The sequence below is a fragment of the Lysobacter sp. CA199 genome (genome assembly GCF_052078715.1).
GTDB lineage: Bacteria > Pseudomonadota > Gammaproteobacteria > Xanthomonadales > Xanthomonadaceae > Lysobacter.
Genome location: NZ_JBQJIL010000013.1, coordinates 186,064 through 211,917 on the forward strand (window position 1 = coordinate 186,064; position 25,854 = coordinate 211,917).

The 25,854-nt window shown below is 62.8% G+C and carries 28 protein-coding genes; 5 read left to right on the forward strand and 23 right to left on the reverse strand.

What is annotated here, in order from left to right:
- Positions 1 to 31: 31 nt before the first annotated feature.
- The 4 genes from ACTOWJ_RS23365 to ACTOWJ_RS23380 are packed head-to-tail and all read right to left on the reverse strand — an operon-like array spanning position 32 to position 4,095.
- Positions 32 to 820, reverse strand: coding sequence for a Hint domain-containing protein (locus tag ACTOWJ_RS23365; protein ID WP_441337015.1), 789 nt, complete (start codon positions 818 to 820; stop codon positions 32 to 34).
- Positions 817 to 2,655, reverse strand: coding sequence for a pyocin knob domain-containing S74 family peptidase (locus ACTOWJ_RS23370; RefSeq protein WP_441337016.1), 1,839 nt, complete (start codon positions 2,653 to 2,655; stop codon positions 817 to 819). Before ACTOWJ_RS23370 ends, ACTOWJ_RS23365 begins: the two co-directional genes overlap by 4 nt.
- Positions 2,652 to 3,212, reverse strand: coding sequence for a phage tail protein I (locus ACTOWJ_RS23375; protein ID WP_441337017.1), 561 nt, complete (start codon positions 3,210 to 3,212; stop codon positions 2,652 to 2,654). Before ACTOWJ_RS23375 ends, ACTOWJ_RS23370 begins: the two co-directional genes overlap by 4 nt.
- Positions 3,205 to 4,095 (reverse strand): baseplate assembly protein, encoded by an 891-nt coding sequence (locus ACTOWJ_RS23380; RefSeq protein WP_441337018.1) that lies wholly within the window; start codon positions 4,093 to 4,095, stop codon positions 3,205 to 3,207. Before ACTOWJ_RS23380 ends, ACTOWJ_RS23375 begins: the two co-directional genes overlap by 8 nt.
- Positions 4,096 to 4,372: 277 nt before the next feature.
- On the opposite strand from ACTOWJ_RS23380, the gene ACTOWJ_RS23385 reads away from it, so the two are divergent.
- On the forward strand, positions 4,373 to 5,134 hold the full coding sequence (locus ACTOWJ_RS23385) for a DNA adenine methylase (protein WP_441337019.1): 762 nt from the start codon (positions 4,373 to 4,375) through the stop codon (positions 5,132 to 5,134).
- Positions 5,135 to 5,166: 32 nt separating this feature from the next.
- Here the strand turns inward: ACTOWJ_RS23385 and ACTOWJ_RS23390 are convergent, their stop codons facing one another.
- The 11 genes from ACTOWJ_RS23390 to ACTOWJ_RS23440 all read right to left on the reverse strand — a co-directional run bounded on the left by ACTOWJ_RS23390 (position 5,167) and on the right by ACTOWJ_RS23440 (position 11,550).
- Positions 5,167 to 5,622, reverse strand: a complete 456-nt coding sequence (locus ACTOWJ_RS23390; RefSeq protein ID WP_441337020.1) for a phage virion morphogenesis protein — start codon at positions 5,620 to 5,622, stop codon at positions 5,167 to 5,169.
- 2 nt (positions 5,623 to 5,624) lie between these two features.
- Positions 5,625 to 6,104, reverse strand: coding sequence for a phage tail protein (locus ACTOWJ_RS23395; RefSeq protein WP_441337021.1), 480 nt, complete (start codon positions 6,102 to 6,104; stop codon positions 5,625 to 5,627).
- Positions 6,101 to 6,589: a hypothetical protein gene (locus ACTOWJ_RS23400; RefSeq protein ID WP_441337022.1), complete on the reverse strand. Its 489-nt coding sequence runs from the start codon at positions 6,587 to 6,589 to the stop codon at positions 6,101 to 6,103. The genes ACTOWJ_RS23395 and ACTOWJ_RS23400 overlap by 4 nt, the downstream gene beginning before the upstream one ends.
- A gap of 1 nt (position 6,590) precedes the next feature.
- Entirely contained in the window at positions 6,591 to 7,226 is a 636-nt protein-coding gene (locus ACTOWJ_RS23405) for a glycoside hydrolase family 19 protein (RefSeq protein ID WP_441337023.1), read from the reverse strand.
- Entirely contained in the window at positions 7,216 to 7,623 is a 408-nt protein-coding gene (locus ACTOWJ_RS23410) for a hypothetical protein (RefSeq protein ID WP_441337024.1), read from the reverse strand. The genes ACTOWJ_RS23405 and ACTOWJ_RS23410 overlap by 11 nt, the downstream gene beginning before the upstream one ends.
- On the reverse strand, positions 7,620 to 7,940 hold the full coding sequence (locus ACTOWJ_RS23415; protein WP_441337025.1) for a hypothetical protein: 321 nt from the start codon (positions 7,938 to 7,940) through the stop codon (positions 7,620 to 7,622). The genes ACTOWJ_RS23410 and ACTOWJ_RS23415 overlap by 4 nt, the downstream gene beginning before the upstream one ends.
- An 82-nt stretch (positions 7,941 to 8,022) precedes the next feature.
- The gene (locus ACTOWJ_RS23420; RefSeq protein WP_441337026.1) at positions 8,023 to 8,232 is read right to left on the reverse strand and encodes a tail protein X; all 210 of its coding nucleotides are present in this window, start codon (positions 8,230 to 8,232) and stop codon (positions 8,023 to 8,025) included.
- Positions 8,232 to 8,708, reverse strand: a complete 477-nt coding sequence (locus ACTOWJ_RS23425; protein WP_441337027.1) for a head completion/stabilization protein — start codon at positions 8,706 to 8,708, stop codon at positions 8,232 to 8,234. The genes ACTOWJ_RS23420 and ACTOWJ_RS23425 overlap by 1 nt, the downstream gene beginning before the upstream one ends.
- A 96-nt stretch (positions 8,709 to 8,804) precedes the next feature.
- Positions 8,805 to 9,626, reverse strand: a complete 822-nt coding sequence (gene gpM, locus ACTOWJ_RS23430; protein WP_441337028.1) for a phage terminase small subunit — start codon at positions 9,624 to 9,626, stop codon at positions 8,805 to 8,807.
- Between the two features lie 14 nt (positions 9,627 to 9,640).
- Positions 9,641 to 10,657 carry a phage major capsid protein, P2 family gene (locus ACTOWJ_RS23435; protein WP_441337029.1) on the reverse strand — a complete coding sequence of 339 codons (1,017 nt, stop codon included), beginning with the start codon at positions 10,655 to 10,657 and terminating at the stop codon, positions 9,641 to 9,643.
- A 56-nt stretch (positions 10,658 to 10,713) separates the two neighbouring features.
- Positions 10,714 to 11,550 carry a GPO family capsid scaffolding protein gene (locus ACTOWJ_RS23440; protein ID WP_441337030.1) on the reverse strand — a complete coding sequence of 279 codons (837 nt, stop codon included), beginning with the start codon at positions 11,548 to 11,550 and terminating at the stop codon, positions 10,714 to 10,716.
- Positions 11,551 to 11,694: 144 nt separating this feature from the next.
- On the opposite strand from ACTOWJ_RS23440, the gene ACTOWJ_RS23445 reads away from it, so the two are divergent.
- Positions 11,695 to 13,449 (forward strand): terminase ATPase subunit family protein, encoded by a 1,755-nt coding sequence (locus ACTOWJ_RS23445; protein WP_441337031.1) that lies wholly within the window; start codon positions 11,695 to 11,697, stop codon positions 13,447 to 13,449.
- Positions 13,446 to 14,462: a phage portal protein gene (locus ACTOWJ_RS23450; protein ID WP_441337094.1), complete on the forward strand. Its 1,017-nt coding sequence runs from the start codon at positions 13,446 to 13,448 to the stop codon at positions 14,460 to 14,462. The genes ACTOWJ_RS23445 and ACTOWJ_RS23450 overlap by 4 nt, the downstream gene beginning before the upstream one ends.
- A gap of 44 nt (positions 14,463 to 14,506) precedes the next feature.
- Here ACTOWJ_RS23450 and ACTOWJ_RS23455 read toward each other — a convergent pair whose 3' ends face one another.
- Positions 14,507 to 14,854, reverse strand: a complete 348-nt coding sequence (locus ACTOWJ_RS23455) for a hypothetical protein (protein ID WP_441337032.1) — start codon at positions 14,852 to 14,854, stop codon at positions 14,507 to 14,509.
- A 1,103-nt stretch (positions 14,855 to 15,957) separates the two neighbouring features.
- On the opposite strand from ACTOWJ_RS23455, the gene ACTOWJ_RS23460 reads away from it, so the two are divergent.
- Both ACTOWJ_RS23460 and ACTOWJ_RS23465 read left to right on the forward strand, forming a co-directional pair.
- Entirely contained in the window at positions 15,958 to 16,845 is an 888-nt protein-coding gene (locus ACTOWJ_RS23460; protein ID WP_441337033.1) for a hypothetical protein, read from the forward strand.
- A 22-nt stretch (positions 16,846 to 16,867) separates the two neighbouring features.
- Positions 16,868 to 17,542 (forward strand): hypothetical protein, encoded by a 675-nt coding sequence (locus ACTOWJ_RS23465; RefSeq protein WP_441337034.1) that lies wholly within the window; start codon positions 16,868 to 16,870, stop codon positions 17,540 to 17,542.
- 482 nt (positions 17,543 to 18,024) lie between these two features.
- Here ACTOWJ_RS23465 and ACTOWJ_RS23470 read toward each other — a convergent pair whose 3' ends face one another.
- The 7 genes from ACTOWJ_RS23470 to ACTOWJ_RS23500 form a co-directional block, all read right to left on the reverse strand.
- Positions 18,025 to 18,795 carry a hypothetical protein gene (locus ACTOWJ_RS23470; protein WP_441337035.1) on the reverse strand — a complete coding sequence of 257 codons (771 nt, stop codon included), beginning with the start codon at positions 18,793 to 18,795 and terminating at the stop codon, positions 18,025 to 18,027.
- Between the two features lie 92 nt (positions 18,796 to 18,887).
- Positions 18,888 to 19,742 carry an STM4011 family radical SAM protein gene (locus tag ACTOWJ_RS23475; protein WP_441337036.1) on the reverse strand — a complete coding sequence of 285 codons (855 nt, stop codon included), beginning with the start codon at positions 19,740 to 19,742 and terminating at the stop codon, positions 18,888 to 18,890.
- Between the two features lie 16 nt (positions 19,743 to 19,758).
- Positions 19,759 to 21,141, reverse strand: coding sequence for an STM4012 family radical SAM protein (locus ACTOWJ_RS23480; RefSeq protein ID WP_441337037.1), 1,383 nt, complete (start codon positions 21,139 to 21,141; stop codon positions 19,759 to 19,761).
- The gene (locus tag ACTOWJ_RS23485) at positions 21,138 to 21,971 is read right to left on the reverse strand and encodes an STM4013/SEN3800 family hydrolase (protein ID WP_441337038.1); all 834 of its coding nucleotides are present in this window, start codon (positions 21,969 to 21,971) and stop codon (positions 21,138 to 21,140) included. The genes ACTOWJ_RS23480 and ACTOWJ_RS23485 overlap by 4 nt, the downstream gene beginning before the upstream one ends.
- Positions 21,964 to 23,109 carry an STM4014 family protein gene (locus ACTOWJ_RS23490; RefSeq protein ID WP_441337039.1) on the reverse strand — a complete coding sequence of 382 codons (1,146 nt, stop codon included), beginning with the start codon at positions 23,107 to 23,109 and terminating at the stop codon, positions 21,964 to 21,966. The genes ACTOWJ_RS23485 and ACTOWJ_RS23490 overlap by 8 nt, the downstream gene beginning before the upstream one ends.
- 3 nt (positions 23,110 to 23,112) lie before the next feature.
- Positions 23,113 to 24,024, reverse strand: a complete 912-nt coding sequence (locus ACTOWJ_RS23495; protein WP_441337040.1) for an STM4015 family protein — start codon at positions 24,022 to 24,024, stop codon at positions 23,113 to 23,115.
- 178 nt (positions 24,025 to 24,202) lie between these two features.
- Positions 24,203 to 25,600: a GntP family permease gene (locus ACTOWJ_RS23500; protein WP_441337041.1), complete on the reverse strand. Its 1,398-nt coding sequence runs from the start codon at positions 25,598 to 25,600 to the stop codon at positions 24,203 to 24,205.
- Between the last annotated feature and the right edge of the window lie 254 nt (positions 25,601 to 25,854).

The window sequence follows — 25,854 nt, forward strand, 5'->3', positions numbered from 1 at the left end:
AGACTGTATTCGAGAGAAATACAGTGCCGGGTCAGTTCTTCTGTTGGTCGTTGTTATGGGTGAGGACCGAGCATCCCGGCAGGAGCTGGGCGAGGTAATTGTCCACCTGCTCGACGTTGATGTTCGCGACGCGCATTGGTTGGTTGATGAGCCGGACGGACTCGACGCTAGCCGTTTCGAGCGTGTCCGTGATCAGCCCGTCGCCGACTTGCAGATCGGCAGCGGTAACCCAGCGCATCGTGCCCGCGCGATCGACAAGGAATGGATGCTCGAAGGTCGCTCGCATCGTCCCGTTGATCAGATAGTAGGAGGTGTAGCTCGATAACATAACTGTTACTACATCCACGGGAATCAGCACCGCGTCAGTAAGCGTTCCGGTGGGCGCGGTCCATTGCTCCCAGCCCGCGGTAGAGGCATCAAGCATGCCATCCACATAGATTCCGATTACGGTGTCTCCTGGCCGAAGTTCGCCGATCGCCTTAGTCCCGTTGTCCCAGAGCATAACGGGAGTTTCGAAGGGGAGGCAGCCACCGCCACCGCCGCCGCCGGAACCAACGGTGCCGCGCTTCGCGTACAGTTGCCGAATGTCTGTTCCGTTGTGATTGAAGCCGGTATCGACCTCCAACGTAGTTCCGCCCGCAGAGCGCGGGTAGAACCAGTCCGATAGGTTTCGTCCGGCCCCCGTCAAAGAAACTGAGGTCGCCGGCGCCACGGTTCCGCGAGCATGGAAGATCGCCTCAAGATCGACGTACCCGTAGTACGTGGTTCCAGCGACGACGAGCCCGTTTACGTTGCATTGCAGCCCAGTTGGCATCGTCATCGACCCTCTTCAAGGGCTTCGATTCGTTGCTCAAGGCGCGCCAGGGCGTCATTGACTTTGTCATCTAGTTCGACGATTGCGCCCGCAAGAAACGGCTCACCTTTGCCGTACCTGACATACAAGTTTCCGGCGTCGTCCTCGTGCACGGATTGAGGCCAGACCTCCCTCTGTTCTTGAGCAATCCAACCAAAGTCTTCCGACCCGTCAGCAATAAGCCGATAGCGTCGCGGTCGAAGGCGCCGCACTGTCGCCAAGCAATCGCGCAAATCCTCGATATCGGTTTTAAGCCTCGCGTCAGACGAAGTGGCGCCGATGGTCGGCGCGGTAACAGCGCCCCAGAAATTGGCCCCGCTGAGGTTGGCTTTCGAATTTGGATCGAAATTTCCGCTACTCCAGATAACGCCCAACCCGCCGAGGTAGTAGTTGTTGCCGTCCCAGTGCAGATAGCGCGCCCCAGTATTGCCGATCCAGATGGCGCCGGTTCCTGGCGCCTGGGCGCGATATACGGTGAGATCGCCGGATAGTGTACCGCCTGTGTTCTTAAGGTAGCGCTCGTCCAGCGTGGACTCATGGATCCGCAGCCGCTCCCAATTCCCCCAAACATCCTGCGATCGTTGCCTTTGCCAGATGTTTCGGTGATTGCCGGCAAAGTCCCAAAGGGTTTGCGTGACCCACGCCGAATTGTGCTGCACTACGGTGCCGATCCACCAGCCGGCGCCTGGAGCATTTGCCGCTCCCACAGCCATGAACCATCCGTTTTCGATCGCGGCATTCCAATCATTTATGGTCTTGGCCATCGGCCCAAGTCGACCAGTTACATCGGCGCCGTCGTGCGTATGCCCCGCGTGGGGATATGTAGAGGGCTTTCCAGTGATTTGACCCCACCCAATCGCGAGTGACGCCTGATGCTGAGTGACGTTGGTTTGCGCGATTCGCGCATCCGCGAACATCCCAGCAGTGACGTCCGCAGCTGCGTGTGTATGCGCGCTTGGTGGGAATGCCTGTGGCTTTCCGGTGATTTCGTCCCAGCTCGCCCACCGCAGAGCCGTAGCGGGAACACCAACTAGATCTGACCATTGGTGCGTGTGTGTCGCTGGCGGAAACACAGCCGGTTTACCGGTGAGATTGCTCCAAGCGAGGTAGTGGGCGCCGTGTTGGCCATCGAGCAGATCGGCATCCAGGCCTTTGCCGCTGCCTTCATCCTTCAACGCTGCGCCCTTGAGCTCAAGCGCTGCGCGGATGCTTACAGCCGCAGCCATCGCGAGAATGGTCTTAATGAGTGGACTTGGCGCATCAGCACCGAGTCTCGCGTCCATAGCAGCCTTCAATCCCGCCGGCGGCACTGCCCGATGCACATCTTCGCCTGCAATAGACTCTTGATCCGTCGCTATCTCGACGACGCCTTGCACGGTTGTCGTAGCAGGCGGATTGATCCAGTTGGTATCGCCGAAAGTCAGGCTCGTAGCCTCGACCTGGACGAATCGAACATCGGCAGCCAGCAGCATCATCGCCTGCGCCGATTTTTCAAGGATCACGTCGTTCTGCGCGTACCACGCAAACAACGTCCCATCGTCCAGGTACAGGGCGAATCCGCGAAGCGTGTAAACGGCATCGCTGTCGTCGCGAATTGTGACATGCACTGTGTCGTCAGCGACTGCTGCGCCTGCAAAGGTTGTTAGCCGCTTGAGTTCGCCCACCAGCACGCCGGTTGCCGCGCCCACGCCAGACGATGTAACGCCGATCTGACTAATGCGACGGGGCTGCGTTCCCGTATTGGGCTCGTTGACGAGCGCAGCTCGGCCTGCCGCGGTGACATTGATCTGCAATCCGCTCACGGGATCTCCTGGGCTTCAACGGCCTGCAGCTGCAGGCGTCGATAGACGGCCCCGCGCCCGCCGGCGCCGATTCCGACGCCACCGATGCCCTGCAGGCCTTGGGCGAAAGTGAAATGCGATCGAACGGGCTTAGTCCGCTGCACCTCGGCGATGACGTCATCGACGTACTGAGCGGTGGCGGTTGCGCCACCTTCGCCCGCGAGTGTCAGAACCATGTCGAAGGTGTGCGGCGGACCGGGAGGGTCCAGCTGCCACCATTCCCGCAATTGGACCGCGCCGCCGAACGCGGCGATGACTTGGCGCACGCTCGCCGCAGTGCCTTTGCGGCGATGCACTTCGGGCGCAGCTTTGATGCGCGAGCGCTTGATGTGTTCCGGCCAAGTCGGACCCCAGGAGTCGAGCGAGTGCGCGTACGCCAGCCACGGAAGGAGATCAGCAGGGCAACGATCCTCATCCCAGAGATCGCGCAGGGGCGTGGGCACTTCCCCGATGCGAGCCGTCGCGCCTTCAATGGCTCGTTCGGCCCTGGTCGCGTTAGGCGGGAGCAGGCTACTCATCGACGCCGCCGGCGGTGACATTGATTTCCGTGCAGAACGAGGCCTGCGCCCTGTTGATCACGAGATCCGTAGCCGGTTCATGCAGTTCGACGCGTTGCACTCCTTCCGAATGCAGGACGGAAAAGAGGCCAGAGCGAGGCACATCGCGGCCTAAGTGGTGCGATTCTTCGATGTAGCGATTCAGGCGCCTCATCGACTCAGCCAGCACGACAGTGGAGTCCGGACCGGCGTAGGTGTAGACAGTCGCGCGCACCCGATATGAAACGATTTGCGCGCTTTGGACGGAGACCCTATCCGTAAGCGGCCTGACGTCATCAGCGGTGAGCGCGCGGGCCACTGCCTCCACCAGCGCGGCCGATGCGGTGCCGTCGCCGCGGCGAGAGAGCACCGTAACGACAACATCTCCGGGACTTGGGCTGGTGGCGCTCGCATCGCGCACGTCGGCATGCGCGCTAAGCGCATGAAAAATGTAGGCACCTTCCGGTCCAGCGACGGAGTATCCCTCGGGCGCCAAGAGCATGCGGCGCCGGAAATCGGTGTCGCTTTCCATCGTTGGGGGAATGCCGCGCGATGGATCGCCAGGGTCGAGGATGTAGCGAACCACGCCATTTCGCGCGGCGATATTGTCCAGGTCACCACCGAGTGCGTACGCCGGCATTACCGCCTTTGCCGCCTCGTTCACTCGTTGGCGAACAAGCAGCTCGCGCCACGCGAAAGTCTGAATGATCTTGTACGCCGGATCGGCTTCGGTCGTCGCGGTGAATTCGGGATGCCGGGCGCGCAGATCGGCTAGCGCTTGGGAAAAGATTGTCTCGAAGCTCAAAGGATCGATGAGATTCGGCGCAGGCAGGCGCGATAGATCGACAGCGGTAAACGTGGACATGGCGAGACCGTGCGCGGAGTAGCGACAGGCTCGCCTCGCGCGAGGATGTGTCGCAACGACGTCTCGCTGTGATTGCGATTTCTACATGCGAAGGCGCAAGCGAATGTGTGATCGCGATGCGAAATAGAAGGGAACGACCGCTGTCGTGTTAGCGCACAACAACGGCCGACGAGTCCACAGGTCCAGCCTGCCGACCCGCCCTCGGGTTCCCCGCTTCGTCGACGAAGCTAGGGGAGCCTATCAGCGACTCCACAACAGTAAAAGACTGGACAAAACAGTGCAAAAACCCATCATCCCCTGGCCGGGCGGAAAGCGCCGGCTCGCTTCCGAAATTCTCCCTCTGATCGAGACTCCCCACCGCACCTACGTCGAGCCCTTCGCCGGCGGCGCCGCGATCCTGTTCCTGCGCACGCCGGCGCCGGTCGAGGTGATCAACGATATCAACGGCGAACTCGTCCGGCTTTACCGATGCGTCCAGCACCACCTGGAGGAGCTGATGCGCCAGTTCAAATGGGCACTCGTCAGCCGCGAGATGTTTCGCTGGGCGCAGGTCCAGCACGTAGACACGCTCACGGATATCCAGCGGGCGGCGCGATTCTTCTACCTACAGAAGCTGGCGTTCGGCGGGAAGGTAACAGGGCAGACGTTCGGCGCGTCGGCCAGCAGCGGCCCGCGCATCAATCTGTTGCGCTTGGAAGAGGATCTCAGTCAGGCGCACCTGCGCTTGTCCCGCGTCACCGTGGAAAACTTACCTTGGCGCGAATGCGTCGAGCGCTACGATAAGGCGGAAACCCTGTTTTTCCTTGACCCGCCTTACTGGCAGACAAGCGGGTACGGCGGTGAGTTCGGTCTCGATGACCACGCCGCGTTGGCCGAAAAGATGGCGAGCATGAAGGGCCGAAGCATCCTGACGATCAATGACCATCCCGACATGAGAAAAATCTACGGTGGGTTCAAGTCGAAACGGATGCGCACGACGTACACGGTTGGCGGCGGAAAGCCGAAGCCGGCCGGGGAGCTGCTCTTGCGGAACTGGTGACGACCATGGCCGCGGCGAAGCCCTCGCCGCGGCTATTTCGCCAGATGATCGAGTAGCGCGGCAACGATTCTCTCCCGATCCTCCGCGGTGAACCCCAGCAGTTGCCTTCGTTCATACCGGATGCGGGGACCACCGGGAGAAACATCGTCCGCCAAGCCATCCTGGTGGACCCGAGCTATGCGAGCCACTCGGCCTACGAATCCGACTTCGACCAGGTCACCGGTGGTATTCAAGCGCAAATGTTTGGCCTGTTTGATCTTCGCGAACATCGCACCTCGCTTGACCCGACCGGACTTCGCCCGCAGCGTGTTCTCCCGCTTCCGAGGCGCGTACGTGCTGCCATCCGGATTGCGTTGCTGAGCGATGCGTTGCTGCTGCGATCTGCGAAGATCGATGCCTATCGCTCGGATTATCGTGCGCCGGCGGGCAGGCTCCAATTTGGCAAGCAACTCGCCCGCCCACTGCTCAAGCTGTTCGAGGTCATCCACAGCTAAGCCGGTGGACTCTGAAAGTCCGCGATCAGTACTCCCTTGAGGTAGACCCTCCAACGCTCCGCCTCGAACGCCGCCTCAAGTTCAGGCTCCGGGTAATGTTCGATTGCGAAGGTGCCGTCTTTGCTTCGGTGTACCCCGACGCTTTCAGTCAAGGGCAGTTTGATATCGAGATCGACCTTGTCGTTCCCGAGTATGTCCGCCTGAAATGCGATCTGGTCGCGTCGATCGCGATTAGCCATCAGGTCAGGCTGGTGGCGTCGGATCCAGGAGAGCAACGGCACCATGACGGCGTCCGGGTGACCAGCAAAATCGGTCAGGATGAGGTTCAGGGTGTACCGATATTCGAAGGACAAGCCGGGCGCGAAAGTTGCGGCCAGTGTTCCCTGGTCGATGAAAACCAGCAGGCGGTCGGGGTCGCGCGCCAAGTCGGGCAGCGCCGATACGAGGTGTTCTCGCAGGCTGGCTGGTTTGATCATCTCGGCGGCATCTGTTCCAGGCCCGACACGAAATCCTGCAGGGAGATCAACTGCTCGCGGACTTCGTGGCAGGTGCCGTAGTTGCCTGCAACGGTGCCGGCGACGGCAGAGAGCGTAACGCCGGGGGCCGGCGCATCAGGATCTCCGGCGGGACGATCGATGGGCAGACTTTGCGCGGCTGCGTCGTGCAGCCGCACGAAGCCAACAGGCACATCGCAACGAGCATCAGCTTCAGCGGTGACATAAACGGGAATCTCCTGGGTGATGGTCTTACCGCGTTCTCGGACGACCTGGACACGATCGACGTACTGAGTCACTACGCGCTCCGACAAACGCGCAATGCTCAACTCCCCGGCGAGCCTAGCCGCGTCGGCCTCGGCGGAGAGGGCGCGATCTTCGACTGCGTCTTGTCGGTGTTTCTGGATGACGATGTATCCGCCAATCGTGCAGATCAATGCGAGCAGCAGGGCCAGTTGTCGGGTCATTTCAGCGAATCCCAAGCGCGGCACGCGCCCGTTTGGTGCGTTCGATTCGATCGTTCAGGCCATTCGGAGTCCGCTTACTTTGGGCGTTGCCCAGATTGATGCGCCGACTCACCTGCAGGACGTCATCGCCATCCGCCAGCGTGTTCAGGCCGTTGGTCTGCCAGTAGGCTGCTGCGATCTCCGATCCGACAGCGATGTTGACCGCCAGATCGGGCTGATCTACCAGCGGCCGGTTGATGGCGGCGCCGATCGCGAGGTAGTTTCCCCGGCCCGTGAGTTGGATCGGGGAACGGCCGCGATACTTCCACCCATCCCCGGAAGCCTCATCGCCGTTTCCGTTCCTGCTGGCGTAGACACGATTCGCGATGCGTTCGGGACGTCGAGCGTACTGCGCCGCGGTCGAGGGAGTGAAGTACTTGTCGAAGGTGTCCAACAAGCCGGTGGCCGAGTAGTTGAGGTTTTCCTCCAACAGCGACAGGCCCAGGCTTTCGTGTCCGAGCTGTGCGAGGAAGTGGACGGCGCGCAGGCGCGTGGTGATGCCAAAGCGCGTCATCGCGCGAACCAAATGCGGCTGCCATTGGGTGGCCCGCCCGATCTGGCAGCGCATGGCCGCGGCGAGTTGTGCGTCAGTGAACATGACGGTCTCCCGTGGGTTCGCTACGGCGTTGACCGTGCAGGATGTAGCGCCACCAGGGGCATGGCGTCTGCATTGCCAGGAAGGCCGCCAGGGCGCTACGCAGCGCCACGTCGTACACGTCCACCCCACGGGAGCCCGCGCCCGGCAGGAACACGCACACGCCGCTGCTGGCCACAACCACGACCAGGACGATGGCCAGGAGAAAGAACCGGATCACGCGGCGCAGTTGGCGCCGGTCGATCGCGGCAGGCCCACCGGTACGCAAGGTTCGTCCCGTCGCGCTGAGGATGGCGCGGATTTCTGCCCGCTGGGACTGCCCCAGGTAGGTGTCTTTCAGCATCGCCAAGCCGGTGAGCAAAGCCACCAAGGATGCGATCCATGCAGCGAACATCATCACGAGCCACCTCCGATCGAGCGCCTCGCGCGCTCCGCGAGCGCAGCCCCGACGACAGGGATCAGGGTCTGCGCGAAGAAAGCCAGCAGCAGGGCGGTGGCGGGGGCCACCGGCTTCAGCCAAGCCAGCAGGGGAAACTCAGGCAGGACGACGGCGGCCGCGGCGGCCACCGTCATGTACGCGAACGCGAGACCGAACAATCGCTTTCGCGTTCCGCCCGGCGGGTTGCACAAGAGGCCGGCCGCGACGCCCGTCAACGCCATGAACAGTACCGCTGCCGGAACTCCAACTTCGGCGAGCGGCGAGGACCAGGCGACCATGCCCAGGCTCGTAGATGCCACGGTGGTTCCGGCCAATGCTTGGATCGAAGGAAGGCCGAGCGAAGTTGCGGTCATCGTTGCGTCAATCCCAAAGCTGCAGCAGAGCGCGGCGCGCTGGTGCTGTGGTGATAGGGTCAGGAAGCTCGATCGGCGTGCCATGCGGCAGTACTGCGCCGAGCGAGGCGATACCCGGATTGGCGTCGAGCGCGGCTTCCACCACGCCTGCGGTCCGGCCGAGGTGTCTCCAGCAAAGAACGTCCAGGGTGTCGCCCTGCAGCGCATGCACGCGCATCAGATCAGCTCCACGACGGTGCGCGGCTTGCCGAGAATGTCTCGAACCGCCCAGTTCGCATTGCGTCTTTGCTCATCCACGCTGAGGCGCAGATCTTCGGCACGCCGTAGGCCGCTGTCGGTGCTGTCGTAATCGGGATACTTCTCGATCAGGTCAGCTTTGATAGTCGAGAAAACGGCGCGCCGGTACAGCATTACGACTCGCTTTTCGTCGTCGATCGTGTCGCTTGACGTATCGCTGAACTCGTTGGCGTCGAGCGCGATGAATTTGGCTTTGTAAGCTGCGAGCTGAATGTTGATTGACGACATGGCGTTCCGCGCCGCATCACGCAGACGCTGGTCGGTAACGGTTCCGTCGAGTCGAATCGTCTCCCGAGCCAGTGACATGGAAAGATCCGGGAACCACCCATCGTTGCGGATGGTGTCGCCGGATCCTGGGACGCCAGCGGTCGAAGGTGTGGCGACGAAACCGGACATCGGTGCTCCTAATACGGCGGTGGGGGGCGGGAATTTTGGGAGAGAGATTCCTCATTCCCGCCCCGCCGCCGTGGCGCGCTGGGCGACGAGTGCAGCTCAGGATTCCGGGGCCGGCGCGCCGGGCGGAGTCGAATCGACGTCCCCAGGCGCGCCGGGCTCCGCGGCGCTTTGAGCTTGTTCGGGTGTGGACTCGCTGCCCGCCCCGAGGGTGGCGGCGGGCGAAGCGGAGTCCGGAAGGTTTTTGATATAGCGTTCGAGGCGTTCGATCTCTTTCTTGACCCCGACCTTTTCGAAGAGCCGAACGGCACGACGCAGGAAATCCAGCGCCGCCTCTGCACGCATGCGACCTGCTGTGGGGTCGTCGGAAGGCTCGTCGACGATTCTGAGCATCTCCAGGCCGCATGCTTTGTACAGCTTCGCTCGAACCTGATCCGGCATGTCGCGTTCGTGGGTCAGCTCGTTTGCCCGCGAGAGCGCCTGCCAGGGCGCCGCCTTACCCTCGGCTAGCTCCTTCAGCGCTTGATCCGAGATTTCCTCGACCACCGTCGTGGCGAGATCGCGCTTGTACTGATCCGGCATCGACAGGCCATGGGCCAGTGCGTACTCAGCGATGCGCAGTGCGCCGTCGAGATCGCCCGCGTCGATGCGCCACAGCATCACGGTCATGAGCACGTCGTCTTGCGCACCGCGGCCGCTGGCCAAAGCGCCCTCGACCCACGGTTCGTACTCCGGCAAAACACGGCGCTTGAACTCGATCTTGCGCTCGATGGATTGCAGCTCCTTCAGCCGGCGCCGGTGCTCGATGAGGCTGGCCAGCTGCAGTTCGTAGGCGTTGGCGTTCATCAGCTGGCCGGGCTCGGCCGCGGCAGATGCCGCGGCGGCCGTTGCCTGCTGGTAATGCTTGCGTGCGAGGCTCATGGTCGCGGTGGTCCTTACGGCTGAACGATCTGGATGTTTTCGATCAGGCAGCCGGCGGAGTAATCCTCCACGACATAGGCGTCGTTCGACGACTCGAAGTTCTCCACGCGATCGCGCGACGGGTTCTCGGTGATGTGGCGGCGACGGCCACCCTCCTGGAAGTAGAGCGAGAGATTGTCCAGACGGGTGATCAGAATCGTGCCGTCCGGAACGTACGGAGCCTGCACGGCCGTGCGATTTCCGACGCGGGACTGGCTGATGATGAGATCCGCGGCGAGCTGCTCGGTCGGCGGATTGTTCTGATTGACGATCGGGAAATACTTGTCGTGCAGCAGGTCGGCGCCGAGGATCGCCACCAACTGGGTATCGCGCTGATGCCACGGCGCGACCAAGCCGGCGACCGCATCCATTACAAGTGCGTCGAGGTTCTTGTAATCGGTGCCGGCGCCGGCACCAACCTTGATCACGTTCGCGGTCGCGCCTTGCTTCAAGACGCGAGCGGGGGCGAAATCGCGATACTTCTGCAGCCAACCCTTATTGACGTCCTGCAGCAGCGGGTTCGTCGTCGCGTTGGAAGTGGCGGCGCGGCTGCGGCCGTTGAAGCCGATCATGATGCGGTCCAAGGCTTGCCGGCGCAGGATGGCGTCGCGGACGCGGATCTGGAAGTCCGGGAACTTGGCCCAGGCGTCGAGCTTGGCGTAGGTCAGGTGCGTGTCGTAGTTGGTCTGCGTGCAGAAGTAACCGCTTTCGTCGAACTCGGTCGGATCCTTCGTCGCTCGCGCTGCCTGGGTGGTGTCGGTGGTGCTGGCGATCGGGCCGCCGACACCGAGGCCGATCTTGGCGCCGCCCTGATCGTTGACGCCGATGATGTTGATGCGCTTGAGGAAATCCGAACTTTCCTGGATCCGCGATTCCAGCGTCTGCTGGACGTTCGGCGCCACGGAGAATTTGGCGGTAGCTTGCTCGATGCCGTTAAGCGTGGCGATCTGCTGCAGCAGGGCGTTGTAGAGCTGGCGGGTGGGATTGCGCATGTGCGGTGCTCCGATGGCGGCGTTTCGAGGTGGCGTCGTGGGGCGAAGGGCGGAGGTCAGCAGTCGGTGGCTTGATTGCCGCTGCCGCCGATGGCGACGGGCCGCTTGGGATCGCCGTTCGGGGTGTGGTCCAGCTTCTTGCTCAGGTCGTCGATCGCAGTTTTCGCGGCCTTCAGCGCGTCTTCGTTGGCGCTGTGCTTGGAGGCTAATTCGGCGACGCGATCGCTCAGCGTGCTGGCTTCCTTGGCGACGACTTCCACGGCGCCGCGGACGTCGGAGTAGCGAGCATCGTCCGTGGTGCTCTTGGACTTGAACATGCCCATGACGCGATCCAGCAACGACGGCTGGTCATCGGCCCGTTCTTCGTCGAAAGCGAAGTCGTTGTACTCGCTCAGCTCGCCGGCGGTGAAAAGGTTGGCCGCATGCTGCTTTCGCGCGGTGAAGGGATTGGCTTCCGGCTTGCTCGCGGCGAATTCGAGGATCTCGGTCCCGAGGCTGGCGGGGCTGTCCGTGCAGCCCATGCCCACGAGATAGGCTTCGCCGCTGCCGGCAAAGTCCGGATTGACTTCGATCGAGCTGTAGATCTTCTGCTTTTTCTTCGTCCACGCGACGAACTCTTCGGTCGGCTCGATCTGCGCGAACAGTGCGAGCTTCTTCTCGCCGGCGATCTCAACGGTCTCCGTCTTGACGGCGATCACGTCGCCCTGGCAACGGAAGCCCATCTCCGGGTTGTAGCCGCGGATGTGCTCGATGAAAACGCGAGCGGCGTACTTTTCGCGGTTGTAGTTCTTCGCGATTTCGAGCAGCCAGTTGCGCTCGATTTTGCGGCCATCGGTGGTCGCGCCTTCGACAGCGACGCGGAAGAACTTAGATTTCTGGGTCTTGCTTGCCATTGCGGCTGCCCCTGGATCGGTGGTGATTCGACAAGGGCATGCTCCGTGGGGTCGCGCGAGACCAGCAACCCGTCAGAACTGTAGAACTGGCTTACACAGCCGGGGTGCCTCAAACGTGCTGTGGCGGGCCACTAGGCTTCGCACATGCTTCCTTTGCCGCCCCAACTTGACCAGCGCCGGGCGTCCCGCGCGCTCTACTGGATGCGCTGGCGTATCAGCGACATTGCCGACCATTTCGGACTTGCGCGGACAACCGTGCAGGCCTGGAAGGATCGCGATCAGTGGGACGAAGCGCCGCCGATGGATCGGATTGAATCATCGATCGAGGCTCGCGTTGTGCAGCTGGTGCATAAAGAGCCAAAAACGGGCGGAGATTTCAAGGAGCTGGATCTGCTCATGCGAATGGCCGAGCGCGCCGCCCGGATTCGGCGATACAGCGCAGCCGATGGCCACGAAGGCGACCTGAACGAGAAGGTCGCCAATCGCAACGCCGGACCGAAACGGCGTCCTGTGAGGAATTCCTTCAGCGAAACGCAACAAGCCGCGCTGATCGATAAGTTCGATGAATCTCTGTTCGGATACCAACGCAAGTGGCGCGAACAGGCGCTTTCGCAGCGTATCCGAAACATTCTCAAGTCGCGGCAGATTGGTGCGACGTTCTACTTTGCGAGAGAGGCGCTGGTGGATGCGCTTGAAACGGGAAGAAATCAAATCTTCTTGTCCGCGAGCAAGGCCCAGGCCCATGTGTTCCGGCAGTACATCATCAATTTCGCCCAGGAGGTAGATGTTGACCTAAAGGGCGAAAAGATCGTGCTGCCGAATCAGGCTGAGCTGCACTTCCTCGGAACCAACTTCCGGACAGCCCAGAGCTATCACGGAAATTTGTACTTTGACGAATATTTCTGGGTTCATCAGTTTGAGAAATTGCGCAAGGTCGCCAGCGGCATGGCGATCCATAAGAAGTGGCGGCAGACGTATTTCTCGACGCCGTCCAGCGTGACGCACGACGCTTATCCATTCTGGACCGGCGAGCGCTACAACAAGGGGCGCAAGAAGGACGACCGAGTGTCGTTTGATATTTCTCACGCTGCGCTGGCGAACGGTAGGCGCTGCGGCGATGGCCAGTGGCGGCACATCGTCACCGTAGAAGATGCCGTTCGCGAAGGGTGCGATCTATTCGATCTTGACCAGCTGAGACTGGAGTACAGCGCGGACGAGTGGTCCAACCTGCTCATGTGTGAGTTTATCGACGACGCGGAATCGGTATTTCCGCTCGCCGAGATGCAGCGGTGCATGGTGGATTCGTGGGAGACCTGGACGGACTTTCGGCCGTTCCATCTTCGCCCCTTTGCAAACGGCGAAGTGTGGATTGGTTACGACCCCGCATTGACAGGTGACAGTGCTGGTTGCGTTGTCGTCGCACCACCGAACGTTCGTGGCGGGAAGTTCCGAATACTCGAAAAGCATCAGTGGCGCGGCATGGATTTCTCTGCTCAGGCGGAGCATATCCGTAACATCACCGCGCGCTATCGAGTCACATACATCGGCATCGACGCGAGCGGCGTTGGCGCCGGCGTGTACCAGCTGGTTAAGCAATTCTTCCCAGCTGTTCGCAGCATTACCTACTCGGTTGACGTGAAGAACCGGCTTGTGCTCAAAGGCAAGGACGTTATTTGCAGCGGAAGACTCGAATTCGACGCGGGTTTGGTCGATGTCGCGCGGTCCTTTATGTCCATTCGAAAAACTTTGACCGCCAGCGGCCGACAGGCAACCTACGAGGCCGGCCGCAGCGACGAAATAGGCCACGCCGATCTGGCGTGGGCGACTCTTCACGCGCTCGACAACGAACCGCTGGAAGGCAGCGGCGGGCGTAATAGCGGTCTCATGGAGATGTACTGATGAACAATCAACAACCCGTCGTGCAAGCCGGCAAGAATCCCGCCGGGATCCAGGCATTTACCTTCGGAGAACCGACGCCGGTGCTCGATCGCCGGGAGCTTCTCGACTGCATCGAATGCACGATCAACGGGAAATGGTACGAGCCGCCGATTTCGCTCGACGGGCTCGCGCGAGCATTCCGCAGCAGCACACATCACGCTTCGGCGCTGCTGGTCAAGCGAAACATCCTGCAATCGACGTTCCTGCCGCATCGGTTGCTTTCGCGCGGCGAATTTTCGCGCTATGCGCTGGACTATCTCGTGTTCGGAAACAGCTACCTGGAACGCCGTGATGCTCTGAGCGGAAAGGCCATTCGTTTGCAGTCTTCGCTCGCGCGGTATACACGGCGCGGCATTGAGGACGGCGCTTTTTTCTTCTGTCGCGGCTGGAAGGAAGAGCATGAATTCAAGTTCGGTAGCGTGTTTCATTTGATCGAGCCCGACGTGAATCAGGAAATCTACGGTGTGCCGGAATATCTGAGCGCATTGCAGTCTGCGTTGCTCAACGAGTCGGCGACGTTGTTCCGGCGAAAGTACTACATCAATGGGAGTCACGCCGGCTACATCCTGTACGTCAACGATTCGTCGCAAAGCGAGGACGATATCAATGCCATGCGTCAAGCGCTGCGCGATTCAAAGGGGCCGGGTAACTTCAAAAACCTGTTTATGTACTCGCCGAACGGAAAGAAAGATGGCGTCCAGGTCATTCCGATCAGCGAGGTCGCGGCGAAAGACGAATTCCTGGGCATAAAGAACGCGACTCGCGACGACATTCTTTCGGCGCACCGCGTGCCACCGCAGATCCTTGGCATCGTGCCCAACAACACCGGCGGTTTCGGTGATATGAGCAAGGCCGCTCGCGTGTTCGCCAAGAACGAACTGGAGCCGCTGCAGAACAGACTGAAAGAAGTGAACGAGTGGATCGGTGAGGAAGTCGTTCGCTTCGCGCCTTACGCTTTGGACGATGGGCTGTAAGCTTTCGATTGCGATCGAGCCGCCTTCGGGCGGCTTTTTTTGCGTTACCTGTACGGCCGCGCCTCGACCTCTTCGATTATTTGCGCTGCGTACTTCTCCACCCACCGCGCGATGTAGCGAAGCGCGATGACCCTGCTGTCCGGCCCAGCGAATTCGCGATAGTGGCGTTGGCTGTGTAGCGCGCGATGGATGCCGAGCAGCGTTGACGATTTGCTCAGGCCCGGTTGCACCGAAGCGACCGCCGGCCCCTGACCATCCACAACGATCTGGCGCACGGCAGGAGTTTCCCGCCGGTGCTGCTTGATGTGCGGCAACTGCCAGGAGAACCGGTCCGGCAACGTCGGCAGGTTGGGGACGTCGGGAGGGACGAGCCGAGGGTCATATGGATCCATGGGCCATTGTCGCGCCGGGCGGCGCAGGCGCCGCGATTGGTGGCTCCCTCGGCCGGCGAACCCGCCGAAGCGTACGAATTGGACGTAAAGCGTACGGGTCGTGGCGTGAGCGGTCTGGGCGCGCGGTCGAGACCCCGCCACGCCTTGACCCTTCATGGGTCGCATTCGACTCAAACAGCCAAGCCCGCGAAACGCCAGCACCGTCAGGGCGCGCGTGCGGTTGGAATGCCTGGAAACCGCGACGCGGATAGACGCACGCTCCGGGGGTTTGGGATGCGTTTCTGGAGGGGCACCGGGCTTCGACTGGTCCTGACGGTTGCGCGTCGGAAAAGGGTAACGGAGTAACGAGTTGCGCGTCGGAAAAGGGTAACGGAGTAACGACCGGCGATCGATCACGGTTAAGTGTCTGAAGCGACGGTGTTTTTTCTGTTACCTCTCCGAGGTGACACGGCGGAACTTTTCAGTAACGTGAACGTAACGTACTGATTTGTAAGGGTGTAAAGGGTCGAGGTTGTGACTATAGAGAAAGGTAACGAGTTACTACTAAGTTACTCTAATTGTTACCGTCCTAAATCCTTATAAGTCATTGAACAATATGGATTAATCTTGCATTTCGTGGACTTGTTACCAAAGTTACCCCTTTCCGATGGGGCCGCTAATTTTCAGCAGGCCGGCCCGGCTCGGCGCCAGCCCTCGGTCACGCGGCGCAGCTGGCCGCGTTCGATCGCGGACGTCGGCCGAGGCCGGGGAGGTGGCTGGCCGCCGCGAAGGTGACGGCCGCGCTGCAGGCGCGCAGCGCCGCCGGCGTGGATCCGGGGCGCGGTTGGCGCATGGAGCGGCCGCAACGTGGCTGCGCTGGCCAGCGCCAGCGTCGTGGAAGGTTTGCCGCGGTGGCGGTGTCGATCGCGCTGCAGGCGCGCAGGGGGTGGGTCTTCGCGCGGGTGTTGCCATTAGCGGCCGCAGCGTGGCCGCGGTGGCCAGCGCCGGCGCCGAGAGTGGCAGCGATGTCGGCGTCGATCGCTCCGCTGGTTACCTGCACAGGGACAATTCAGCAGCACCAAGCTGGACGCAGTACCCTGCGGGCAGGCTAAAGGAGATCGCGAATGAAGACGCGAATTTCAGATTGGAAGGCGGCTTTTGAAACGGACGAACAGGCCGTTCTTCCCACGCTTAATACCTTTGCATGGAACTACGCTGCGTTTAGCTCGATCGCGGAAGTAGTGCGGCGGGCGCCAGAGACTGAAAGCGGTGGCAAGCGCCTAAATGCCATGGTCATGGACCTGGTGGTTGCGGGTTACTGGAGTTCATCTTTTTTAGCGATCCGACGCCTTGTAGAGCCGGGGAAGTTGCGCGGTCCAGATGGCGTAAATTCGCTCCGCGCCATCATCCAAGATGTACGACGCTGTCGCAACGAATTGAATCGCAGAGTGTTCGTGGAAGATATTGCTGGCTTCGAGTACGACTTCGCCGCGGTCATGGAAAAGAGCAAGGAGTTTGCGCGCGCTCAGACGGAGTCATCATATTGGGTTCCGCGAGAGTTTAATTATGAGTTGTCAATCGCTCGCCACGCAGAATTTGATTGGCTCAGCGGGACCTCACCAGAATCGCGTCGTCCCGATGACTTGATCAGAAACCGTGTTTTTCAACGCCTCGATGCAAGACTGGACCGATTGGATAGCGTTGCAGTCCACGCCACCAAATACTTCGCTCACGCCGCCAACGAAGCCAGCAGGGACGGTAACGTGCTCGAAAAGTGGGGCCTGCGTGAAGCATTGGAGGCGTTAAAGTTGTTGACGCAAACGGCGGAGCTTGTCGGTCGATGGTTCTGCGGATCGGGCGCTGGGATAGTTTTGCCAACACCGCAATACGATCAGTTTGAGTTTCTTGATCAGCCGATGTACGAGGGTGATGGCGAAGCCCTCGCTGCTGTCTGGGATGAAATTTCGAGCGAAATCGACGAGTGGCCACGCATTAGAAACGAAGATCTATGACTCAAACGATGGAGCGGAAAGCGTGAAAAAAAGCTCAGGAAAGCACCTTAAGTTCTATGGGGGGCTTGGCGCACTTTGTCTAGTTTCGGTGGCCATGACCTGGTTCCTTCGGACTGGAAATAGTCAAGCGTTTAGCGAGATAGCCGCCATCCCAGCTGTAGCAGCGTTGCTCGCAGCTCTGTTCCAACTTGTCAGAGACCAGAGCGCTCACGATCGAGCTGCGTCGTTGCAGGAGAATGGGCAGCTTTTCCAGCTCGCGGCAATGTCTCACATGGCGAAAGTATCCTTCGACAAGTACGTCGAGTTCGCCGAGGGTTACTACGCGGAAGCGAATTTCGTTTTGGCCGAGGTGTTTCAGGAAGGACCCACAATAAAGACGGGACGAGACCTGAGTAACCTCAACGAGTGGCGCCGAAAGTACCGTCTGTGGATTACGACGGATACGAATGAGTACCTGGATAGATTTCAGAAGGCGTTAACCGACATCGGCCTAACGATGCGGTTGCTGGAAGCGGCGACCGAGCACGAAGAAAAAGATCGCCTGTTCAACAAGGCACACGACGCATACGCGCAGATCCTGGGCCTCGACTCGTCAAAATCTGCCGAGGTCACTCACACCACTGTGGTGGAGGAGCTGCGAAAGATCCTAGGGACCGATTCGCTCGCACGGCAACGTGATCGCCTTATTTCGGGCTAGCGCGACGATGTACTGCGTACGCCCCAATTAATTCAATGATTTGCGAAATATCATGCAACTTTTGGGTAGGCTTTACGCCGTCCGAGCAGTACCCGAAATGGCTTTTTGTGCTGCAGGGTAATCCGGGGGTTAAGCAGGTGTCCCCGTGGGGACGCCAAACATCACAGAAGGCCGCCGAAAGGCGGCCTTCTGTGTTTTCGTGCGCGCGATGGGCGAAAGCCGGCGACATGCTCACTAAATCTTGCCTGCGCTTTGTTTTCCCTCTGTCAAAGAGGGAAACTCGATAGGCTGATTCGTAAGACTTGTAATGCGCAGCGACGCGCGGCGCCCGCCGCGCGTGACGTCAGGCCGCGACTATGCCGACGACGGGGAACGATCGACGAGCGCACGGATGAGATCGCGTGGGCGGATGTGGATGTACGCCGCTGCGTGCGTGTTGCCGATGCTGTCGTTGTCCGCCGCGGATAGTCGCGACATCGGCCTCAATCGGCCGAGACCTCGCCGTACATGCCGTTGTGCACGACCTCGATGATTTCGTTGTAACCGCCGGTGGACCACGGTTGCCCCTTCGGCGCGTACAAGGTCATCTTGGCCGGAATCACGCGGCTGCCGGCCTGATCGAGCAGGCGATCGAACTCGGTCAGCCCTTCGTGCAGTTTCTTGGTCTTGAGCTTGGCCGGGTCGCCTTTCTTGGCCAGCACGTCCTGCATGCGCGCGCTCAGCGCCGGTACGGTGCATTCGAGCTCGACGTCGCTGATCCGCCCGTTCTTGACGTATTCATTGGCGCGTTCGGTGTTCGACAGGCCGCGGCATTGCGCGCCGGCCGCGAGTTGATTCACCCGCTTGATCGCGGCGATGACGGCGGGCTTGGCCTTGGCCGTGTCGACCTTCGGCATGTCCGCGAGGATGGCATCGGCGAAGCCCTGGTACTGCTGTTCGATGCTGGTCGTGTCGGCCAGATCCTTGAGATCGAACGCGTCCTCGTTGTTGGCGTACAGCGGCTTGGAGTAGGCGTTGAGTTGGGTCGCCGCTTCGACGTCCTGCTTCAGCGCGACGCGTGCGTAGAGTTCGGCGACCTGCTCGGGCTTCATCACGATCTTGGGCGCACGGGTCTTGGAGGCTTTGGAGGCTTTGGCGGCCTTGGTCGGCTTGGCGGCGAAGGCCGGGTTGAAGGCCGGCGTGAGCACGGCCGGAATCAACAGCGCGGCCAACAGCGCGGCCAACACTGAGTTAGGGAGAGGGGTGCGGGACATGCTGCGATCCTTTGCGTGGTAAGAGGGCTGTCCGCCGGTTCGATGCGGCCGGCTGACGGGGTTGAAGCGGGCCGCGCATGCGGCCGCCGAAGTCATAAGACGAACGACGGCACCCGTTCCAGTACGCCGCCGGCGTAATCGCGCTGGAACGGCAGGTCCTTGCGATGGGCGTAGCCGATATAGCAGTCGCAGCGTGCGTTCGGGCAGGCGCGTGCGCGCAGCTGCGCGGCGAAGCTGCCGTCGTACAGGTTGCCGAGTGGCGCGGCGACGAAATGACAGCGGCGCACGTTGCCGTCGCCGTCGACCGAGACCACGTCCTCGCCGGTCAGGCAGGGCGCGCCGAGACTGGGCGCGGGCTCGAGGTTGTAGCGGAAATGCGGGTCGATGGCGTGCAGGCGCGCGATCTGGGTTTGGTCGTAGTAGCCCGGCGGGCGTTCGTCGTAGGCGTTGAGCCACAGCGGCGTGGTTGCCGGCAGCTCCGCGCGCAGGGCTTCGATTTCGTCGAGGTGCTCGCGCATGGCGACCATGCCGACGCTGTGACGGACGCCGCGGCGGCTCAGTTCGCGGCAGCGCGCCAGGAACGCCGCGCGGCTGACCTGGCTGGGATGGTAGGTGCACCACAGCGCGAGCTTGCCCAGATCGGCCTGATCGAGCCAGCGCATGCCGATGCATAGATTGGTCTGGATCGCGACCCGGCGCAGCCGCGGCAGATGGCTCAAGCGCACCATCGCTTCGCGGTAGTGGCGGCGCACCAGGCCTTCGCCCCAGGGCGTGAACAGGATCGACAGTTCCATCTCCTGCAGCGAAGCCCAATCGACGAAGCGCGCCAGATCCTCGGCGTCGCGCCGCAGTTGCGCGCGGGTGTCGTAGGTCTTGGCGAACGGGCAATAGCCGCAGTCGTAGTTGCAACTGCTGAGCCGGCCGCGATAGAGCAAGGACAGATGCATGCTGGGTCGAGTCCGCTCAGTCAAGCCGGTAGTCGTGCATACGCTCGGCGATCTGCGCCGAGGTCAGCCAAGGGCCGATGGTGTCGGCGCGTGCCAGGCCTGCGTCAGTCAGTTCGATCAGGTCGTCGTCGGCCACGGCCAGGCCGAGTTCGAACAGCTCGCGCAGTTGCGGCAGATCGTCCAGGCAGTCGGCGCCGAAGCGATCGCGGTAGCTGGCGCGGTCCAGGCCGGGACGGATCAGCAATGACTGGATGGCATGACGGCGGCGCTGTTCTTCGACGCTCAGGCGGATGCCGTAGTCGGCATAGGCGAAGGTGGCCGGTTCGCGGGCGAGGTAGTGATCGAGGATTTCCGCGACGCTGCGCCGGGCCACGCCATATTCGCTGGAGTAGTGCAGGCCGGAGGCGTACGAGCGCGCGCCGCAGCCGATGCCGACCATGCCGTCGCTCTGGCAGCAATACACCGGCGCGGCTATGTCGGGTGCGTGCGGCGCGCGGAACATGCGCATAGACACTTGCTGGTAGCCGGCGGCGAGCAGGCGTTCGCGTCCGGCCTGGTACAGCGCCAAGCGGTCGTCGAGCGATTCGGGCTGCAGGGCGAAGCCGGCGCGCTCGCCTTTCTTGGCTTCGATGCGGCCCAGCCCGGTCAGCGGCCGCACGTACAGCGGATAGAGATAAATTTCCTCCGGCGCGTGGGTCAGCGCGCTGTCGATGGAGGCCAGGAAACTGGCGCGGGTCTGTCCGGCGATCCCATAGATCAGGTCCAGGTTCATCGTGGCGATTCCCGCATCGCGGATCGCGCCGATCGCCTGTTCGACCACCGCGCGCTGTTGCGGCCGCACCAGGGTGCGCACCTCGGCGTCGCTGAAACTCTGGATGCCCATGCTGACCCGGTCGATGCCGCGCTCGCGGCACAGGCGCAGCTTTTCGATGTCGACGGTCTCCGGCGAGACTTCGATGCCGGCGGGCACCGCGCGCAGATCGATCGTGGCGTGGCGCTCGACCAGATCGAAGACTCGTTGCAACTGCCCTGCATCGAGATAGGTCGGTGTGCCGCCGCCGAGCGCGAAGCGCACGAAGCGGTGTTCACCCAACGCCCGCGCGGTCGCGCGCAACTGGTGTTCCAACTGATCCAGGTAGGCCTCGACCTTGGCCGCGTCCGGTCGCGCCAGCGCGAACAGATTGCAAAAGCCGCAGCGGTAGGAACAAAACGGGATGTGCAGGTATAAGAACAGCGCGTCGCGGCGCTCCGCGGCCCACAGATCGGCCAGCGATTGCGCCGGCTGCAGCGGGCGGTAGGCGGTCTTGTGCGGATACGAATACGAATACGCCTGATACGGCGGCAGGCGCAGCAGCTCGGACAGGCGCGTCGGCGTCGGGGTGTGGGCGATGGCGTTCATGGATCGACCAGGAAGTGCGCGTAGGGCACGGTCATCACCGTTTCGTGGGCGAGGCGATGGCCGTGATAACCATCCTCGCCGTAGGCGGTGCCGTGGTCGGAACACACGATGGCGAAGGCGCCGCCGCGCGTGCGCAAGGCGGCGAACAAGGGCGCCAGCGCGCCGTCGACGTAACGCAGCGCGGCGCAATGGCTGTCGTAGCCGTCGTGCTGTGCGTCGGGCAGGTAGTGCCGGTTGGGCTGGTGCAGGGCGGAGACGTTGATGAACACGAAGCAGCGACGCCCGCGCAACTCGTCGCTTGCCAAGCGCTCGCAGGCCAGGGCGACCTGACGTTCGGTGGAATCGATCGCGGTGACGCCGAGCCCGGGGTTCCAGTGGCTTTCGTCGAACAGATCGGGGAACTGCGAGCCCAGCGGATTGCGCTTGTTGAAGAAACCCACGCCGCCGATGCATAGGCTGTGGTAGCCCAGGTCGCGCAAGCCGGAAACGATGTCGGCGCGATCGCGAAAGACGAAGGTATCGCGCGCGGTGGTTTCGCTGCCTTCGAAATCCAGCGCGAACAGACGCGGATGCGGACCGGGCCGGGCCGGCGTCGGCAGAAAACCGGCGAAGAACGCGGCATGCGCGGCATAGGTGAAGTTGCCGGGCGTGTGCCGGCGCTCCCAGCCCTGCGCCGGCAGATGCTCGGCCAGTACCGGCAGTTCGCCGCGCTGGAAGCATTGCTGGGCGGCGTCGTAGCGCAAGGTGTCCAAGGTGATCAGCAGCAAGTCGCGATGACCGACGATCGCGTGCATGTCCGGATTGGCGAATCGAGCGCCCGGCTCATGCATGGGCCAGCTCCGCGAGCGTGCACGCCGACGACGCGGCCCGATCCTGCGCGACCTGATCTTGATAGGTGCTGCGGCCCTGCCAAGACAGATTCAGCAGCAGATCGCCGAAGGCGTTGGCTTCGAGAATCCAACTGCGGCCGTCGCGCAGGATCAGGTCGAAGCCGATCATGCGGCTGTCCGGGAACGCCGCCGCGGCGCGTTCGGTCGCGTCTTCCAGCGCACGCATGGCATCGTCGTCGAGCCAATCGGCGAGCGCGCCACGACGGTTGCCCAGATGCAGGTTGGTCAGCGGCGTGCGGCCGATCCGGGCCAGACGATGGCGCGCGCGACCGTCGAGCGCGACCGCGCGGATGTCGTAGTGGCCGTGCCCGTCCGGCGCGCGCGGTTTGGCGATCCAGCGTTCCAGATACGCGTGCTGGGCGGCGACGGCATCGATCACCCGGGCGATTTGCCGCGGGTCGGTGTAGCGGCGCGGACGCAGCGAGTTGTAGATCCGCGCGCTGCCGTCTTCGCCATCGTCGCCAGTCAGTTCGGCCGAGCCGTACAGCGCCTCGCGGCCTTGACGGTCGCAACGGTAGGCCAGCACGCCGGCACCGGAGGAACCGTAACGGGCCTTGATGAAGACTTGGCCGCAGGCGTGTTCGCGCAGATGCTCGCGCAGTTGGGCGTAACCGTCGATGCGGCCCAGCAGCGGCGGAATCGCGATGTCCCGCGCTTGCAGCCGTTGCTGGCAGGCCCACTTGTCGCTCATGCAGGCGATGTCGGCCGGCGGGTTGAGATAGTTCGCTTCGCGCGGCAGCGCATCGAGCAGGGCGCGGAATCCCGCGTACCAGTAGTGCTGGTAGGCCAGCTGGCCGTGTTCGAGCGGGCGAGGACGCGGTCCGGATTCGCCGAGCGAGCGCCAGCCGCGATCGATCAGCGCGGTGTGTAAGGCCGGCGCTTCGCCGGGCGATTCGATCTTGACCAGCGCGCGCGGCCGTCGCGCGATCGCGTCCGCCGCCAGCGCCGGCGCCTCCAGCACGCGCTCGTAATGCAATTCCTCGGCCGCGGGCAAGCCGCGCTCATGCAGGGCCTGTTGCAGCCCCCGGATCCGGCGGCTGCCGCGTGGTCCGATCAGCAGCCAACCGTCGGCGGGCACGGGCTACTCGGCTACGGCGACGTAACGTTCGCCGTCGTCCTCGTCTTCATGATCGTCGAGGACGACTTCGCACGGCAGGGCGCGCAGCTTTTCCTGCCATTGCGGCGAGATGTAGTGATGGCTCAGATCGATGCGCTCGATCGCGCCCAGGTGCGGGCTTTCCGCCAACGCCTGCGCGCCGGCGTCGCCGATCGTGCCCAGCGACAGATCCAGCGTGCGCAGCGAGCCCAGCCACGGCTGTTGCGCCACCCAGGCCGCGACCTCATCGCTGATCTGGGAATCGCGCAGTCCCAGATAGCGCAGCCGGGTCGGGTCGATTTCGCCGAGCAGGTTCTGATACGGCGCCAGGCCGCCGTCGAAACCGTAGTCGTCGGTGCCCAGCCACAGTTCCAGATGGTTGAGCGCCGGCAGGGTCGAGCCGGCGATGGCGTCGACGATCTTCGACGGCAGACCGCCGCATTCGATCGCCAGTTCTTCCAATGCCTCGTGCTGGAACGCCTGCAGTTCCAGATTGCTGGAACCGCGGACGCGCAGCGACTGCAATTGCGGGAACGCGGCCAGCAGCGGGTTGTAGGAGGTCTGGATGATCCAGGAGATCTCGCAGTCCTCATAGGTCATGTCGCCGACGAACAAGGCCTGGAGCGCGGGCAGTTGCGCGCGGCGCTCGATCAGGGTGTCGAGATAGCCCTGCGGGCCTTCGTCGTGAGCTTCGCTCCACGGGCCGATGATGAGCGCTTCCAGCGTGGCCGGATCGACCTGCGACAAGAAGCTTTCCAGCAAATCGCGCTGGCTTTCGGCGCTGTCGTAATCCTGGGTCAGGCGGTACACCACGTCGCCGCCGGCGGGCGTGTCGCCCATGGCGAAGTTGACGACGCGTTTGCCGCGGTAGATCTGCGAGTACTCGCCGATGGTCACGTGGGGCTCCTTGCCTGCGTTTGGGTAGCGCGCAGCATACCCAAGGACGGACGATGGTTGTAACCGCTGGAGGTCCGACTGTAGGAGCGGCGCGAGCCGCGACCGCGGCACCTCAAATACGCCGCAAGCATGGCTTCGCGGTCGCGGCTTGCGCCGCTCCTACAGGGGCAGGCCGGGTTCAGACCAGGCCGGTGGCGTAGAAGATCGCGATCACCACGAATACCGCGGCGGTCTTGATCAGGGTGATCGCGAACACGTCCTTGTAGGCCTGGCGATGGCTCAGCCCGGTCACCGCCAGCAGAGTGATCACCGCGCCGTTGTGCGGCAGCGTGTCCATGCCGCCGGAGGCCATCGAGGCCACGCGGTGCAGCACCTCCATCGGAATGCCGGCGGCCTGGGCGTTGGCGATGAAGGTATCGGCCATCGCCGCCAGGGCGATGCTCATGCCGCCGGAGGCCGAGCCGGTGATGCCGGCCAACGCGGTCACGGTGATGGCTTCGTTGACCAGCGGGTCGGGAATCGCCCCCAGCACGTTGGCGACCACCAGAAAACCCGGCAGCGCCGCGATCACCGCGCCGAAGCCGTACTCGCTGGCGGTGTTCATCGCCGCCAGCAGCGCGCCGCCGATGGCCGCCTTGCTGCCTTCGGCGAAGCTGGCCATCACCGGTTTCCAGGCCAGGGCCAGCACCGCGGCGATGCCGATCAGCAACGCGCCTTCGACCGCCCAGATCGCGGCGATCTTGGACACCTCCTGCACCACCGGCGCGGCGTCGCCGATCACCGCCGGATCGAAGCTGTGCTGCTTTCCGTAGGCCTGCGGCAGCCAGACGCTGAGGAGTTTGTTGGATACCCCGACCAACAGCAGCGGCGCGATCGCCAGCAAGGGATGGGCGAGTTTTCCGCCGACGAACGGCGCCGGTTCGTTGAGCAGATTCTGGCCGTAGCCTTCGCCGGCCTTGAGCGCGACTCGGCGGCGCCAGTTCAGATAGATCAGGCCGACGATCAGGATGAACACGCCGCCCAGGCTGCCCAGCACTGGCGCGGCCCAGGTATCGGTGCCGAAGAACGCGGTGGGGATGATGTTCTGAATCTGCGGCGTGCCCGGCAGCGCATCCATGGTGAAGGTGAACGCGCCCAAGGCGATGGTGCCGGGAATCAGCCGCTTGGGGATGTCGCTTTGGCGGAACAACTCGGCGGCGAAGGGATACACCGCGAACACCACCACGAACAGCGAAACCCCGCCGTAGGTCAGCAGCGCGCACACCGCGACGATCGCCAGCATCGCGCGCTCGCGGCCGACCAAACGAATGGTGGCGGCCACGATCGACTTGGAGAACCCCGAGGTCTCGATCAGTTTTCCGAAGACTGCGCCGAGCAGAAACACCGGGAAATACAGCTTGAGAAAGCCGACCATCTTGTCCATGAACAGGCCGGTGAACATCGGCGCGACCAGGCTGGGATCGGTCAGCAGCACCGCGCCCAGCGCCGCCACCGGCGCGAACAGGATCACGCTGTGGCCGCGGTAGGCGACATACATCAGAAAGCACAACGCGGCCAGCACGATCACAAACGCCATCGGTTCGATTCCCTAGCGGACGACGCGGGCGGCATCGCCCGGTTGCGCGCAGTGTCGGCAATGCGCGGGCCGGCGGGGCATTGTCCGAAGGTACAGCTGCCGGGCGTGACCGGCGCCTCATAGGCTGTGCGCCATGACGGGGGAGCTCGCCTCCACCGTCGCTGACGGCCCGTGCGGCTTGCGCCGCGACCGACGACTCGCGCGGCCACGCCGCGAGGTTCGCGGCGGACGGGGCAGGGATGCGACGACAGCGG